13 protein-coding genes and 1 tRNA gene are annotated in these 14,345 nt (G+C 69.2%); 5 read left to right on the top strand and 9 right to left on the bottom strand.

The features are described 5' to 3' along the window. Positions 1–58: 58 nt before the first annotated feature. The gene (locus CU044_RS03735; RefSeq protein ID WP_129766976.1) at positions 59–1,702 is read left to right on the top strand and encodes a penicillin-binding transpeptidase domain-containing protein; all 1,644 of its coding nucleotides are present in this window, start codon (positions 59–61) and stop codon (positions 1,700–1,702) included. A 101-nt stretch (positions 1,703–1,803) separates the two neighbouring features. On the opposite strand, the gene CU044_RS03730 is transcribed toward CU044_RS03735, so the two are convergent. The 4 genes from CU044_RS03730 to CU044_RS03720 form a co-directional block, all read right to left on the bottom strand. Continuing rightward, on the bottom strand, positions 1,804–2,943 hold the full coding sequence (locus CU044_RS03730; RefSeq protein WP_129766975.1) for a methyltransferase domain-containing protein: 1,140 nt from the start codon (positions 2,941–2,943) through the stop codon (positions 1,804–1,806). Between the two features lie 19 nt (positions 2,944–2,962). After that, entirely contained in the window at positions 2,963–3,829 is an 867-nt protein-coding gene (locus tag CU044_RS03725) for a radical SAM protein (RefSeq protein ID WP_129766974.1), read from the bottom strand. A gap of 125 nt (positions 3,830–3,954) precedes the next feature. Then, positions 3,955–4,040 (bottom strand) — tRNA-OTHER (locus CU044_RS38325). A gap of 216 nt (positions 4,041–4,256) precedes the next feature. Then, positions 4,257–4,514, bottom strand: coding sequence for a helix-turn-helix domain-containing protein (locus CU044_RS03720; protein ID WP_240045318.1), 258 nt, complete (start codon positions 4,512–4,514; stop codon positions 4,257–4,259). A gap of 1,084 nt (positions 4,515–5,598) precedes the next feature. On the opposite strand from CU044_RS03720, the gene CU044_RS03715 reads away from it, so the two are divergent. The 3 genes from CU044_RS03715 to CU044_RS03705 all read left to right on the top strand — a co-directional run bounded on the left by CU044_RS03715 (position 5,599) and on the right by CU044_RS03705 (position 8,759). Continuing rightward, on the top strand, positions 5,599–6,438 hold the full coding sequence (locus CU044_RS03715) for a helix-turn-helix transcriptional regulator (protein WP_129766973.1): 840 nt from the start codon (positions 5,599–5,601) through the stop codon (positions 6,436–6,438). After that, a complete protein-coding gene (locus CU044_RS03710; protein ID WP_129766972.1) occupies positions 6,435–6,644 on the top strand; it encodes a DUF397 domain-containing protein in 210 nt (69 codons plus the stop codon). The genes CU044_RS03715 and CU044_RS03710 overlap by 4 nt, the downstream gene beginning before the upstream one ends. 978 nt (positions 6,645–7,622) lie before the next feature. Beyond that, a complete protein-coding gene (locus CU044_RS03705; RefSeq protein ID WP_129766971.1) occupies positions 7,623–8,759 on the top strand; it encodes a DUF1259 domain-containing protein in 1,137 nt (378 codons plus the stop codon). A gap of 142 nt (positions 8,760–8,901) precedes the next feature. Here the strand turns inward: CU044_RS03705 and CU044_RS03700 are convergent, their stop codons facing one another. The 5 genes from CU044_RS03700 to CU044_RS03680 form a co-directional block, all read right to left on the bottom strand. Further along, positions 8,902–9,672 (bottom strand): SDR family NAD(P)-dependent oxidoreductase, encoded by a 771-nt coding sequence (locus tag CU044_RS03700; RefSeq protein ID WP_129766970.1) that lies wholly within the window; start codon positions 9,670–9,672, stop codon positions 8,902–8,904. Further along, the gene (locus CU044_RS03695; RefSeq protein ID WP_129766969.1) at positions 9,659–10,897 is read right to left on the bottom strand and encodes a serine hydrolase domain-containing protein; all 1,239 of its coding nucleotides are present in this window, start codon (positions 10,895–10,897) and stop codon (positions 9,659–9,661) included. The genes CU044_RS03700 and CU044_RS03695 overlap by 14 nt, the downstream gene beginning before the upstream one ends. A gap of 76 nt (positions 10,898–10,973) precedes the next feature. Continuing rightward, complete coding sequence (locus CU044_RS03690) at positions 10,974–11,756, bottom strand: ABC transporter ATP-binding protein (RefSeq protein WP_129766968.1); 783 nt, start codon at positions 11,754–11,756, stop codon at positions 10,974–10,976. After that, on the bottom strand, positions 11,753–12,514 hold the full coding sequence (gene cbiQ / locus CU044_RS03685) for a cobalt ECF transporter T component CbiQ (protein ID WP_129766967.1): 762 nt from the start codon (positions 12,512–12,514) through the stop codon (positions 11,753–11,755). Before cbiQ ends, CU044_RS03690 begins: the two co-directional genes overlap by 4 nt. 1 nt (position 12,515) lies before the next feature. Beyond that, the gene (locus CU044_RS03680) at positions 12,516–13,565 is read right to left on the bottom strand and encodes an energy-coupling factor ABC transporter permease (protein WP_129766966.1); all 1,050 of its coding nucleotides are present in this window, start codon (positions 13,563–13,565) and stop codon (positions 12,516–12,518) included. A gap of 275 nt (positions 13,566–13,840) precedes the next feature. Between CU044_RS03680 and CU044_RS03675 the strand changes: the two genes are divergently transcribed. Next, positions 13,841–14,254 carry an SsgA family sporulation/cell division regulator gene (locus tag CU044_RS03675; RefSeq protein WP_129766965.1) on the top strand — a complete coding sequence of 138 codons (414 nt, stop codon included), beginning with the start codon at positions 13,841–13,843 and terminating at the stop codon, positions 14,252–14,254. Positions 14,255–14,345: the final 91 nt, after the last annotated feature.

The following is a 14,345-nucleotide window of genomic DNA, read 5'->3' as shown; positions in this document are numbered from 1 at the left end:
TCGTCCTCTTGAACGCGTTCAGAAGTTCGGGGGACTCCTGGGGAGGGGGACTGCACTCATGCGCAGTGGAGCCAAGATCGCCGTGATAGGCGGGGTGTTCGCCGTGGTCGCGGGCGGGGTCGGGTACGGCGCCTACAACGTGTACGACGGGCTCACCGGCGGCAGCGGATCATCGGGCGGCGACCTCGCCGCCACGACGCGCGAGGTCAGGACCGGGCCGCTGAGCGCCGCCGAGGTCGACAAGGCCGCGAAGGACTTCCTGACGGCGTGGGCGAAGGGGGGCGACCCCGCCGCGGTCGCCCAGCTGACCAACGACCCGGCCACCGCCGAGACCGTCATCGGCGGCTACCGCGACACGGCCGGGGTCACCACCGCGGTGATCACGCCGGGCCCGGCGGTCGGCGCCAAGGTCCCCTTCACCGTGAAGGCCACCGTCACGTTCGACGGGAAGACCAGGCCCTGGTCGTACACCTCGGAACTGACCGTGGTGCGCGGACTCAGCACCGGCCGGCCGCTGGTCGACTGGGCGCCCTCGGTGATCCATCCGAAGCTGACGAAGGACACCCGCCTCGTCGCCGGCGAGGCGTCCGCGCCCCCGATCAAGGCCGTCGACCGCAACGGCGCCGAGCTGACGAAGGAGAAGTACCCCTCGCTCCGGCCGGTCCTCGACGAGCTGCGCAAGCGGTACGGCGACGACGCGGGCGGCTCCGCCGGTGTCGAGCTGGTGCTGAGGAGCGACACCGAGAGCGTGCCGGACGAGACGCTGCTCACGCTCTCCAAGGGCACGGCCGGCCGGCTGACGACCACGCTGGACGCGAACGTGCAGGCCGCCGCCGAGCAGGCCGTGAAGAAGTACAGCGAGGCGTCGGTCGCCGCCGTCAAGCCGAGTACGGGCGAGATCCTGGCGGTCGCCAACAACCGCGAGGACGGCTGGAACGCGGCGATGCTCGGCAGGCAGGCGCCGGGCTCCACGATGAAGATCGTGACCGCGGCGATGCTGCTGGAGAAGGGCCTCGTGGGCGCCGACCGGCCGGCCGAGTGTCCCAAGGAAGCGCTGTACCAGGGCCGTACGTTCACGAACCTGGACGGTTTCTCCATCGTAGGCGGCACGTTCACGCAGAGCTTCGCCCGCTCCTGCAACACCGCCTTCATCAAGCTGATCGACGACGCCAAGGACGACGCCGCGCTGAAGGCCGAGACCGAGGAGGTCTTCGGCGTCGGCCTGGACAACTGGAAGACGGGCGTCGCGTCCTTCGACGGCAGTGTGCCGGCCGCGGCCGGCGGCGAGGCGGCGGCGCAGTACATCGGGCAGGGCACGGTCCAGATGAACGTCCTCACCATGGCGTCCATCACGGCCACCGCCAAGAACGGTTCGTTCAAACAGCCCGTCATCGTGCCGCGTTCGCTGGACGGCCGGGAACTGGCCACCGCCGCGCGCCCGCTGCCGGGCGACGTGGCGCGCCAGCTGCGCGCCATGATGCGGGTCACGGCCACGAGCGGTACGGCCGCGAACGCGATGTCCGGGCTGGGCGGCGACAAGGGCGCGAAGACCGGTTCCGCGGAGGTCGACGGCCAGGCCACCTCCAACAGCTGGTTCACGGGCTACCAGAACGACCTCGCCGCGGCGGCGGTCGTCCAGGCGGGCGGCCACGGCGGCGACGCGGCGGGCCCGGTGGTGGCGTCCGTACTGGCCGCGGGGTGACACCGCTCGTCGCCTCCGCGGAGAGCGGGACCCGCCGAGGACAGGAAAGCCCCGCCCGTCTGCCACGCGGAACAGACGGACGGGGCGGAGCACACGGATGGTTATCCCATGGACGCGCGCCAGTTGCCCCGCGACAGGTGAACGACTCCGTCCGGGGTGATGCGGACGTGTGCCCCCAGTAGCGGGAGCGAGCCTTCCGCGTTGAGCCGGTTACGGATACGCTCCAGCGCTGTCCAGAGCCGTTGCCGCCCGCCCTGGTGGACTTCCGGCGGATCGGTCCACTCAGCGGACGCTCGGGCCCATGACCCGTCCGGATGGACCAGGTAGGCGTTCCGGTGCCTGTCGTGAGTCTCATATCCGAGTTCCACGCCCGGTGTCGTGACCTCCAGCATCGATCGGAGTTCCCACGCTTCGGCGACGTCCACCACGGGATAGCGGCCCGTACTGCGCTCGTCCCCTTCCGCACTCCGAGCGAGTGCGAACAGTTCGGTCAGTGCCGGTGGGTAGTTGTCGCTGGTACGGGTCTTCATGAACCCGGCGGTGTCGCGTTCGATCAGCCCCCGCGCTTCCCCATCCGGTCCTTTCCACGCGGTGAGGATCAACGCGGTGTTGGCGAGGGTGGTCACCAGGCGTCCGCCCTCGCGGAGCGCGCCGAGGACGGTTCGGAGTGCAGAACCGGGCCTGAGTGCGACGGTTGCAATGATCCGGTCATACGTACCGGGAATCTCTGCGGTCGCGTCCAGTGCAACGAACCGAGGACGCAGTCCGAAGCGTGCGAGCCTTTCCGCTGCGGCGCTCGTCAAGTAGGGGTCCACGTCCACGCTCGTTACGCGCTGGTCCGCGAGCCGGGTAGCGGCGTACGCGGTGAGACCGCCCGCCCCGGTGCCAAGGTCCAACAGGTCAAGTCCGGGCCCGAGTCGACCATGCCTCAGCATGCGCACGACCAGACTCGGCAGAGTGGCGGACGACGTAGGTAACCCCTCGGGCCGGTCCCCAGGTTCGGCATGGTCGGCGTGCAGCCCGCCAACGCTGGTGATCAATGAGCGGTCGGTGTAGGCGGCTTTCCACCACGACTCGGGATCGGTTGCCCCATCCCGCAGCAACCAGCCCCCGGAGCCGTCACGTTCCCACCAGCGCGGCACCAGCTCATGCCGGGGCACAATGGACACCGGGGCGCGCCACCGGGAATCCGGGTCAGTCACACTGCCCGCGAGGCTTTCCGCGGCCTTCTGCCAATCCATGCCGAGCCCTTCCTAGTTCTTAGTACGCGGGATCACACGCTTCGGTACTCGCAGGGTCGCAGTCGCTCGAATCGTCCGGAGTACACGCGCTGCGTACCGGTTGCGGAATGCTCGCGGAGAGTGCCGTCCAGACCGGCCCTCCGAGCAAGTCCCGGAGCAGAGTTTCCCGGACGTTGCCCGCCGGGAAATCCCGCGCGAGCACGCAGCCGGCGAGGTCTCCGGTCGGAAGGATTGCGGCACGTCCTCGCGTGCACCGCCCGCACAGTTCGTCGAGCGCCGGGGACTCGCCCGGGAGCGCGGCACGGCCCACGGCCCGAACCCGATCCGTATTGATGTGCCGCACGCCCATGGACTCCAACTCGGCACGGGCTTCCGCGACGCGCTGTCCCGGCAGGACGTCCACGATTCCGGCCCGGATCGTTGCTCCTCGGTTGACCGCTTCCCGGATGTTGCACCGGGTACGGGTGTAGCTGCCCGTCCGGCCGGTGATCTTGTCGTGCTCCCCGGGATCGTCGCTGTAGTAGCTCGTACCGAGCGTCACCCCGTCCCGTGTGAACAGCTCCCACCATTCCTCACGCACGTGGAACAGGTTGCTGTAGATCTCGACCGCCAGGCCGAGCGAGAGCGCGAGACCGGCGAACTCCCGCCAATTCGGATGAACGGTGGGCTCGCCCCCAATCAGCTGGACTTTCGGGATGCCCAGTGCGGCAGCATCGGCGATGACTGTTCGCCAGTCAGCAGGGGTCATCTCACCGTGTGTTGCCTGCGGACTGGAGTCAGAAAGGCAGTGCGTACACATGAGTTGGCACTTGCCGGTGATCTCCAACTCAAGCGAGTTGATGCCAGCGAGCGGCTTACGGATCGGCGGTTCAGTGAGAGTGGTCATGGTGCGTGTGTCCTCTCCGTGAACGGATTCTGTTGAACTACCCATCACCGTGGGGCGGGTAGTACACGACACTTGCGGACCTGCCCCGATCAATGATCTCTCCTGATTTCCGGTCGGGGCAGGAGTCTCCTTGCCCGGAATCGAACCGGGGGGCCTGGATACGTGACACCGGCCACGGTGTCCCAGGGCTCTGCCACTGAGCTACAAGGAGTGGGGCGCGTCCCCGCCGCCGGGTTGCGACGGGGCGCGTTCGTGCTGGTTAGTTTCGCCGTGCGCTTTCGTTCTTGATGGTGTCCCGGACTCGCTGCATCTCCGCGTTGGAAGACGTGCCAGAGGCCAACCGCCTCACGACGTCGCCCAGTTCCTCATCAGGAATGTCGTCGCTGTCGGAAGGAGGAGGGGGATTGGTCATTCGTCGCTTCCTTTTCTAGTTCTTAGCTTTAGATTTCACACGCCGAGTCGAACGGAAATCGCCGCCACGGGAGCGGAAATCCACCCCCGCCTCTGACAGCATCCGGTGCACGAATCCGAAAGACCGTCCGGTCTCATCGCGTATCGCGCGGATGGAAAGGCCCTCTTCCAGGTACCAGCCCTTCAGTGTTTTGGCCGCCTTTTCCCGCTCAACGCCCTTGAGCGGCTTTCTTTTCTTCCACAGGTTTGCGATTTCGGGGTTCCGATCCCGCATCGGCTGAAGTGCTCCGTTGATTGTCAGAGTGATGTGATGAGAGATGGCCGTGCCCGCCCCTGCCGGAGTCCCTGTACCGCAAGCTGGGGAAGCTCGAATAACTGGCCCGGCAGGGGCGGAGATTGGAGGTAAGCCCCCTCCCCCTCCGGATCACCTGAAGCCGGGGGGAGCCTCTTCCGGTTTCCATCGGAGAGGGAGGGGGGTCTAGAGGTGGCCGTTGATGCCCGCGACGACGATGAAAACGCTCGCCGCTGTGACCATATTGGCGGCGAGTGCGCCAACGCACTGCTCCCCGTATTTCAGGGTGCCGCGCGTGATGCGGGATCTTATGAACACTCCAGGCATCCGGGGCAGTTGACGGCGCGGTGCCATTCGTCCCACTCACCCAGAGCCGCTTTTGCGAGTGACCACCTATCCAGCCCCGCGCCCGGAACGGCGCCACAATCGGGTGTTCCGCCGCGCCAGATATGCGACCCCTCTTGGGTACGAGTGCCGCCGCGCATTCGATGAACGGTCCTCACATCGCCCGGCAGGGTGCCCGGAATCCCGTCGTCTGCCTGAGTGGTCATTCGCTTACTCCTTCGCCGGATGAGGGCCCCCTGAAGGTCCGGTCAAAATCCTCCGGATTATCCAGTCGGGCCAACTGGCATTGGATTGAATTCGCTTCGAGGATCTGGAGCCGGGTCAATGTACGGCCCAGCTCTTTCAGTGCTGCCTTCCGGCACCGCCGGAGGGCCCGCCTCTGCCTGATCCCGCGCAGGTACTCCCACAGGCTCACGCTCACCACTCCTCACCGATCCTCGGAACGGATGCGATCAGGAGACCCGTCTCGACTCGTCGGAGGACAGAGCGAGTTGGCAGCGTGTATCCGCCACGGGGAACCCAGCGGGGTGCCAGGCCCCAGACTCCGCCGGCTGCTATCAGCGCGTGCAGCTGGTCGGCGTCACTGGGGGGCTTGGGGGACGGGCACGTCCGGGTCATGTCCGCTCCTCTCCGTAGCGGGATCACTACCAGGGCGGCCCAGCGTGGCCTAGAGTCAGATTCCCTTCAACTAGCCAGAATCGAAGGAGGGGTTGAAAGCAGCATGGTCAACCGCAGGGAGCTAAACCCTGAGAGCAGCCCGCGAGCGGCCTTTGGCGCCCGTGTGCGCAGGTTGCGGGAAGATCGCGGCTGGAGTCAGGAAGACCTAGCCGGGAAGGTGGAATATTCCAGCCAGCATATTTCGGCTATCGAAACTGCCCGGAAACCGCCAACCCTCTCCTTCTCGCGCAAGCTTGACCTTGTGTTCGGCACTGCTGGAACTGCCGACTCGTTCGAGCGCGAGTGGCGGGACATGCGGCACGGCTCGCTGCTGGAAGGTTTCCCTGAGTACGTGGGCCATGAGGGCCGGGCAGCTGAAGTCCGACTCTACGAAGTGGGCGTCATCCCCGGTCTGCTTCAGACACCGGAGTACGCGTCAGTGCTCGCCGGGAGCGCCGTCAAGCGTGGGGCGGTCACGTCCGATCAGGCCAGCGAGCGGGTGGCGCTGGTTGCGGAGCGACAAGCAGCGCTCACCCGGACGCCCCCGCCGTGGGTCTTCGTGGTGCTGGACGAAAGCTGTATCCGCCGCCCCGTCGGTGAGCCAGCCATCATGGAGGCCCAGTTGACGCGGCTGGTCGAGTTCGCGGAACTACCGAACACTGTCCTCCAGGTCGCCCCGTTCGGTATGGGGGAGTGCCGACCGTTCGACCTGCCGCTCTACATCCTGACCCTGTCGGACCGCTCTCTCATGTCGTACGCCGAGTCCGCCCACCGAGGCCATCTCGAACGGGAAAGCAAGTTCGTACTCCCCATACTGGGGGCCTACCATCAACTACAGGCGACAGCCATGTCGCAGGAGGCATCCGTAGCCTTGATCGAACAGTTACGAAAGGGCACTCCGTGACGACCGAATCCCCGCGTTGGTTCAAATCTTCATACAGCAACAACGGCGGCGCTTGCGTTGAGATCGCTCTCAACCTCGTTGCCTCGCGCAGCGTGGTCCCCGTCCGTGACAGCAAGTCCCCCGCCGGGCCCGTTCTTGACTTTCACGCCAGTTCGTTCGCCTCGTTCGTGGCGGGCATCAAGGACGGAGAGTTCGGCGCCGTGTGATGCGGCACCCCAGGGACTTCAGACCAGAGCCCCGCCCTCTTCCCCAAGAGTGGCGGGGCTTTGTCGTGATCAGGCTTCGTGATCAGGCAGTGGGCCCGAGCCGGCGAGCCAGTGTGCGCAGCGTGAGCCCGCGAGGCGGAGCCTGGCTCGGTGCCCTGTCGTCCAGGTACACACCCCACCCCGTGCTGCCGAAACTCCACAGCACCGGGTGGAGGCAGACCCCGTAACGGTCAGCCACTCCGGCCTGAACAACTTCGCCGGCGAGCCGGTGCAGCTCGTCAACGGCATCCGCGCGGTCCTCGCGCGCAACGATGAATGTCCGGCTCATGCTGCTGCCCGTGCTTCCTCGTCCACATGTGTCCAGGTTCCGCGGGCGGCCAGAGCCGGTACGCACGTAAATTTCTATCCTGAGTGAAACATTTGTTTGCATTCCCCCCCCACTACGTGCACTCAGGGGCGGACAGCGCTTAGGAAGTCGCTGCCCGCGCCCCTTACTGCTGTGTTTCTTCTATCCCCACTCAATGTCACCGGGGACCGGGCCCGGTGCTGCGTCAGTCACCACCGGCGCCGGCTCAACTGCCGCAGGGTCGGCGTGTGCCGCAGCCGTGCCCCCGAGTGCCACCAGGACCGCGCCTGCCATGGCGACTGCAACGCGCGTGAGTGTACGCATGGCAATTCCCCTACTCCTGAATTAGTGACTATCTGTGACCGGCACCCCCGGAAGCTGTACGGATGAGGGCGCCGTCCATGTGGGCATATTCGCTAGGCAATACCCGTATGACTTTCTACAGACCGCATGACCCCTAACGGTTACGGAAGCCCTTACCCCCTGAGGCCCTCCAGCTGCCCCTTGAGGGCCTCCACCCGGGCCTTTGGTCCGGACGGTGCCACTTTGGCAACACTCGCCGGGCGCCGCCCGACAGATCCTGGTTTATCCAGCCGCTCATGGTCTCCTCTCGTCACGGAGGTATCGATGTGATGAGCGGACAACCACACGAAGAAGCGGACCACCACGGCACACCTGACGGCGACCGGACCCAGGATCAGGACCGGGACACGGACCAGGACACGGACCGGGACGCGGACCGGGACCGGGACACGGACCACCGATCGGGGACGCCGCGGCGTCTTCTGCTGACCACCACCGCCGCCGCGCTGGCGCCGCTGCTGGCCGGGATCGGCGCCACCGCCGCCCGCGCCGAGGCCCAGGACCCGGCCCCCGCCGCAGTGGAGGGCGGCGGCCACGCGCACGAGCCGGTCCAGCCGGTGACCACCACCCCGGCCGACTGGGAGCAGGTCGCGCGGGCGCTGGGCCGGCGGGGTTTCATGGCGGGCGACATGGCGTACAACACGCACTTTCCGCGCCGGGACCTCCATGTCGTCTCCTACGGAGTCCCCGTCTCACCGGAACTCTCCCTGGGCTCCCATGTGGCCTTCGTCCGCTACGCCGACGGCAACGTGCTGGCCATGGGCGATCTCACGGTGACCGAGGGCGAGTTGCAGGAGGTGACGGACGTCCTCCAGGCGCACGGCATCGAGCAGACCGCGCTGCACAAGCACCTGCTCGCCCACTCCCCCGACGTCTGGTGGACCCATGTCCACGCGCACGGACGGGATCCGGTGGCCATCGCCCGAGGTCTGCGCGCGGCGCTCGACCGCACCGCGGCCCCGCCGGACGAGCCGCCGCGACCGCCGGGGCCCGTTGATCTGGACACCGACGCCATCGATGCCGCGCTGGGCATGAAGGGCTGGCAGGAAGGCCGGGTCTACAAGACCACCTTCGCGCGCCGGGAGGTCGTCGTCGACAGAGGTATGGCGCTGCCCCTCGGCCTGGGCACGATCTCGGCCTTCATCTTCCAGCCCCTGGGCGACGGCAGGGCCGCGCTCAACGGCGATGTCGTGATGGTCGCCGAGGAGGTCCAGGACGTCATCAAGATCCTGCGGCAGGGCGGGATCGGCCTGGTCGAGCTGCACAACCACGGGCTCAGGGAGGAGCCCCGGCTGTTCTTCATCCACCTCTGGGCCGTGGGCGACGCCATCGGTCTGGCCAGGACCCTGCGCAAGGCGGTGGACGCCACCAACGTCGTCGGGGTCGCGCGCGGGCGCGGGGTGTAGGGCGCGGGGTGCAGGCCGTTCGACCCGCCGGGCGGGAGGGGGTTCGTCGCGCCACAACAGCACGGGCGGCAACCCCGTCCCGCCGCGCCCGGCACCTCTCCTCACTCCTCGCCCTGCGGCACCCCGCCCACGGCTCCGCGCGCTACTCGTCGTCCGTGAACGCCCTCCGCAGCCCCAGATTGCTGGTCAGGATCCCGCCGTCGACCGGCAGCGTCACCCCCGTGATCCAGGAGGCGTCGGCGGACGCCAGGAACGCGACCGCCGCCGCGATATCGGCCGGCGTGCCCACCCGGCCCATCGGGTAGTGGGCCGCCGCGCGGTCCAGCACCGCCTCGCGGCCCGCCCAGGCGCCGGTGTGGATCGTGCCGGGTTCGACGAGGTTGACACGGACGCCGCGCGGGGCCGCGTGGCCCGCCAGCGTACGGGTCAGGCCCGCCAGGCCGGCCTTGGCCGCGCTGTAGGCGTGGTTGCCGAAGTCCTGTTCGCCGTTGACCGAGCCGATCGAGACGATCGCGCCCCGGCCCGAGGCCGCCAGATACGGCAGCGCCGCGCGGGCGCAGCGGAAGGCGCCGGTCAGGGTGATGTCGAGGTCCAGCGCCCAGACCTCGTCCGGCTCGTCCTCGAAGAGCGGGGCGTCCTTGGTGCACGAGTACGCGTTGTTCACCAGCACGTCCAGCGAGCCGAAGGTCTCGGCCGCGTACGCCACCGCCGCCTCCACCGACGCCCGGTCGGCCACGTCGCAGCCGAACGCGACCGCGCCCGGGATGGACTCGGCGGCCGTCACCGCCCGCTTCTCGTCCAGGTCCGTGACCAGGACGCGCGCGCCCTCCTCCGCCAGCCTGCGCGCGGTCGCCTCGCCGATGCCCCGGCCCGCTCCGGTGATCAGGACTCCGTATCCGTCAAATCGCTTCATCCGGCGATGATGTCGCCGTTCGCACCGCGCGCACCAGAGCCTGTGCGCGGGGGTCCGCCGTCACTCCCTTGCGCATCCCGTTCGTCACGTACCCCAGCGCGATGCCCGACTCCGGGTCGGCGAAGCCGAGCGAGCCGCCGCGCCCCGGGTGTCCGAAGGAGCCGGGGCCGAGCAGCGGGGCGGCCGGGCCGTGCAGCATGAAGCCCAGGCCGAAGCGGGTGGCGACGACCAGGACCCGGTCAGGGCCCGCGGATTCCTCCGTACGCGCGAGCGTCAGGGTCGCGGGGGCGAACAGCCGGTGGCCGTCGACGGGGCCGATCATCGCGGCGTAGCAGCGGGCCAGCGCGCGGGCGGTCGAGATGCCTCCGGAGGCGGGGAGTTCGGCGGCGCGGTAGGCCGGGTCGTTCTCGTCGGGCCGGGGTTCGATGACGCCGAACGCGCGCCGCGTCAGGGACTCCGCGTCGCGGTAGGCCTCCGACACGGACCGTTTGGGCCGCAGTCTGAGCGCGCCGCCGACCGCCGTCGGCTCCTCGACCGGTCCGATCCGGCCGACCCGGTGAGCCTCCTCGGCGGGCAGTCCGACCCAGAAGTCCAGCCCCAGCGGACGGGCGATCTCCTCGGCGATCCACCGGCCCACGCCGCGGCCGGTGACCCGCCTGACCAGTTCGGCGATCAGCCAGCTGTAGGTGTGCGCGTGGTAGCCGTGGTCGGTGCCCGGCTCCCACTCCGGCCGCTGGGCGGCCAGGGCCCGCGCGCCCGACTCCCCGTCGATGGCCTCGGCCGGGGTGAGCGGCCGGTCGAGCACCGGCACCCCGGCGCGGTGCGACAGGAGGTGGCGTACGAGCACCCGCTCCTTGCCCGCGGACTTGAACTCCGGCCAGTACGTGCCGACCGGGGCGTCGAGGTCGATCTGCCCGCGCTGGTACAGGAGCAGCGGTACGGCGGCGGCGACGCCCTTCGTGGCGGAGCGGACGATCTGCGCCGTGTCGACGGCCCACGGCGCCGCGTCCACGCCGTCCGTGCCGTCCGCGCCCCGGTCACCCGGCTCCTGCCCGGTGAGATCGCGTCCGGTGAGATCGCGGGTGCCCGCCCACAGATCGACGACCTTGCGCCCGTCCCGGTACACGGCGACGGCCGCGCCCTGTTCCCCGAGCCGCTCGAAGTTCCGTACGAACGCGTCCCTGACCGGCTCGAAGCCCGCCTCCACCGTGCCCTGGACGTCCACGCCCGCACTCCCGCCCGTCGGTACCCACGCCTCGTACCGCTCGTCGTCCCGCCACGCCCCGGCGGCGCGACCCCTTCTATGGTGCAACGTGTCCCGGCGACACGGAACGCGGGTCGAAACCGAACGGCAGCTCCAACCGGTGCGCGCCCATCAGCTTCCCGTCGCCGAGCAGTTGCCCCGTGGGCCCGTCCGCCACGATGACGCCTTCGCTGAGGATCACCGCACGCGGACAGAGTTCGAGAGCGTACGGCAGATCGTGCGTCACCATCAGTACGGTGATGTCCAGCGACCGCAGGATGTCGGCCAGTTCGCGCCGGGACGCCGGGTCGAGATTGGACGAGGGCTCGTCGAGGACGAGGATCTCCGGCTCCATGGCCAGGACGGTCGCCACCGCGACCCGGCGGCGCTGGCCGAAGGAGAGATGGTGCGGCGGCCGGTCCGCGTACTCCGCCATCCCGACCTGCCCGAGCGCGGCGGTGACCCGGGCCTCCAGCTCGGGGCCGCGCAGCCCGGAGGCCGCCGGGCCGAACGCCACGTCCTCGCGGACCGTCGGCATGAACAGCTGGTCGTCCGGGTCCTGGAAGACGATGCCGACCCTGCGGCGGATCTCGGCCAGATTCCGCTTCGCCACCGGCACCCCGGCGACCGCGACCGAACCGGCCCCGGCGGTCAGGATGCCGTTGAGATGCAGGACGAGCGTGGTCTTCCCGGCGCCGTTGGGCCCCAGCAGCGCCACCCGCTCACCGCGTCCGACGGTCAGATCGACGCCGAAGAGGGCCTGATGGCCGTCGGGATACGCGTACGCGAGCCCGCTGACATCGAGGGACGCGGGCACGGCGGGGGCGGAGGGCTCGGTCATAGGGTCCAGCCAAGCAGACAGACGGCGAGCGCCGACACGGGGAGGGCGGCGGCGTACGTCCACTGCGCCCGGGACGCGGTCACCTCGTCGATGACGGGCATGCTGCCCGCGTACCCCCTGCTGACCATCGCCAGGTGCACCCGCTCACCGCGCTCGTAGGAGCGGATGAAGAGCGCGCCGGCGGACTTGGCGAGGACGCCCCAGTGCCGGAGGCCCCGGGCCTCGAAGCCGCGCGAGCGCCGGGCGACCGACATCCGCCGCATCTCGTCGGTGATGACATCGCCGTAGCGGATCATGAAGGACGCGATCTGTACCAGCATCGGCGGCAGCCGCAGCCGCTGGAGACCGAGCAGCAGGGAGCGCAGCTCGGTCGTGGAGGCGAGGATCACGGACGCGGTGACGCCCAGCGTCCCCTTCGCGAGGACGTTCCAGGCGCCCCAGAGCCCGGGCACGCTCAACGACAGCCCCAGGAAAGGGACTTGATCGCCGGGGACCACGAAGGGCATGAGGAACGCGAAGGCCACGAACGGGATCTCGATCAGCAGCCGGCGCAGCAGGACGCCCGCGGGGATACGGGCCACGCGCGTGACGGCCGCGAGCAGCACGGCGTACAGCGCGAACGCCCAGACCGCCTCGCGCGGGGTGGAGACCACCACGAGCACGAAGCAGAAGACGGCGGCCAGTTTGCAGTGCGGGGGCAGTGCGTGGACCGGTGAGTCTCCGTGCCGGTAGAGCGTGTGGGCATGACCCGCGCCCATGTCAGACGTTCCCGCCGGCCGTGGCCGTGTCCGCCGTGGTACGGCGCCGCCGTACCACCCAGAAGACACCGCTGCCGACGGCCACCGTCGCGCCCACCCCGATCACCCCGGCGAGCCCGCCGGAGATCCGGGCGTCGTCGAGGTCCCTGACGCCGTAGTCGGCGAGCGGGGAGTCGGCGGTGTGGTGCGGCTCGGTCTTCCGGTCGATGCCCTGGTCGGCGGCGACCTTCTCCAGGCCGTCGGGGTTCGCGGAGGCGTAGAAGGAGACGAAACCGGCCAGGACGAGCGCCGTGACCAGCCCGGTCGCCCAGACCTTGCGGGTGGAGCGCGCGGCCACCGGTACGGGGCCGGACTCCGGGCCGGCGTCGACCAGTTCACCGTCCACCCGCAGCTTCAGCGGCGCGGACAGCCCCCGGGCGCCGTACACGAGGTCGGGCCGTACGGCGATGACCGCGCCGACCGTCAGCGCGGTGATCGCGGCCTCGCCGATACCGATGAGCACATGCACCCCGGCCATCCCGGTCAGCACCTTGCCGATCGGGATGTCGGTCGTCCCGCCGATCCAGTAGAAGAAGGTGAACGCGAGGGCCGCGGCCGGTACGGAGACCAGCGCCGCCACGAACGACGAGACGGTCACCGAACGGCGCGTGCGCGGCAGGAGCTTCACCAGGGCGCGGAAGAGCACGTACGAGACGACGGTCGTCACCACGGCCATGTCGGTGATGTTCACCCCGAGCGCGGTGAGCCCGCCGTCCGCGAAGAGGATGCCCTGCATCAGCAGGACGACGGAGATGCACAGGACCCCGGTGTAGGGACCGACGAGTATCGCCGCGAGCGCGCCGCCCAGCAGATGCCCGCTCGTCCCGGCGGCCACCGGGAAGTTGAGCATCTGCACGGCGAAGATGAACGCGGCGACGAGTCCGGCGAGCGGTGCGGTGCGCTCGTCCAGCTCCCGGCGCGCGCCGCGCAGGCTGACCGCGACGGCGCCCGCGGCGACGGCACCGGAGGCGGCCGAGACGGGCAGATCGATGAATCCGTCGGGGACATGCATGGCGGGGGCTCCGCTTCCTGCTCGTATGGCGCGGTGATGAGCCGTTCGATGATAGGGCCCTCTTGCGAACACCTCGCAAGAGCATGTGACATGCACGGTGACGGGAGGGTGTTCGACGGATATACGAACAGCAAAGCCATGGACAAATGCGGGAGGTTTTGTATGATTAAGAGCCAAATGTCCGGTTCTTCTGTTCAAGGAGTCGCGCTCCCGATCCCGCCCAGCCACCGGCCGCCACAAGCAGCCGTCGCAGCAGCCACCGAGGAGCCAGGTCGATGTCACCCATCGTCGTGCAGTCCGCCACAGCGCGTCTCATCACGGACGCCCCGCACCCCAAGACCGTTTCCGTCACACTCCGCTACGACGGCGCCGATCCGCTCGCCATACGTATCGTGTTCCCTCCCGAGGTCTCCCTCAACGACGACGAGGTCGTCTGGGCCTTCGCCCGCGACCTGCTCGAATCCGGCCTGCGGCTCCCCTCGGGCGAGGGCGACGTACAGGTGTGGCCCTGCGGACGGGCCCAGATCGTGGTGGAGTTCCACTCGCCGGACGGCGTGGCGGTGGTCCAGTTCGACACCGCGCCGCTGCGCCGGTTCCTGGACAGCTCGTACGCGATGGTCCCGGCCGGCCAGGAGCGGCACGACATCGAGGTCGAGACCGAGCTGAGCAAGCTCCTCCACCGGACCTGAGACGCACCGCGGCCCGGCCGCCGCCCCTCAGGGCATACGACCGGGCCGCGTATGACGCTCCGGCTCCCGTCCCCACGGCCGCCGGCGCGAT

Origin of the sequence: Streptomyces sp. L-9-10, assembly GCF_004151105.1 — a bacterium.
Lineage (GTDB): Bacteria > Actinomycetota > Actinomycetes > Streptomycetales > Streptomycetaceae > Streptomyces.
Note: the sequence above shows the minus strand (reverse complement) of the source record. Positions and strands in the feature narration are given on the sequence as shown.

Bases quoted from the DNA above. Each gene is read 5' to 3' on its own strand.
- CU044_RS03735 (WP_129766976.1), top strand. From the start codon at position 59: ATGCGCAGTGGAGCCAAGATCGCCGTGATAGGCGGGGTGTTCGCCGTG.
- CU044_RS03730 (WP_129766975.1), bottom strand. From the start codon at position 2,943: ATGGATTGGCAGAAGGCCGCGGAAAGCCTCGCGGGCAGTGTGACTGAC.
- CU044_RS03725 (WP_129766974.1), bottom strand. From the start codon at position 3,829: ATGACCACTCTCACTGAACCGCCGATCCGTAAGCCGCTCGCTGGCATC.
- CU044_RS03720 (WP_240045318.1), bottom strand. From the start codon at position 4,514: ATGCGGGATCGGAACCCCGAAATCGCAAACCTGTGGAAGAAAAGAAAG.
- CU044_RS03715 (WP_129766973.1), top strand. From the start codon at position 5,599: ATGGTCAACCGCAGGGAGCTAAACCCTGAGAGCAGCCCGCGAGCGGCC.
- CU044_RS03705 (WP_129766971.1), top strand. From the start codon at position 7,623: ATGAGCGGACAACCACACGAAGAAGCGGACCACCACGGCACACCTGAC.
- CU044_RS03700 (WP_129766970.1), bottom strand. From the start codon at position 9,672: ATGAAGCGATTTGACGGATACGGAGTCCTGATCACCGGAGCGGGCCGG.
- CU044_RS03690 (WP_129766968.1), bottom strand. From the start codon at position 11,756: ATGACCGAGCCCTCCGCCCCCGCCGTGCCCGCGTCCCTCGATGTCAGC.
- cbiQ (WP_129766967.1), bottom strand. From the start codon at position 12,514: ATGGGCGCGGGTCATGCCCACACGCTCTACCGGCACGGAGACTCACCG.
- CU044_RS03680 (WP_129766966.1), bottom strand. From the start codon at position 13,565: ATGCATGTCCCCGACGGATTCATCGATCTGCCCGTCTCGGCCGCCTCC.
- CU044_RS03675 (WP_129766965.1), top strand. From the start codon at position 13,841: ATGTCACCCATCGTCGTGCAGTCCGCCACAGCGCGTCTCATCACGGAC.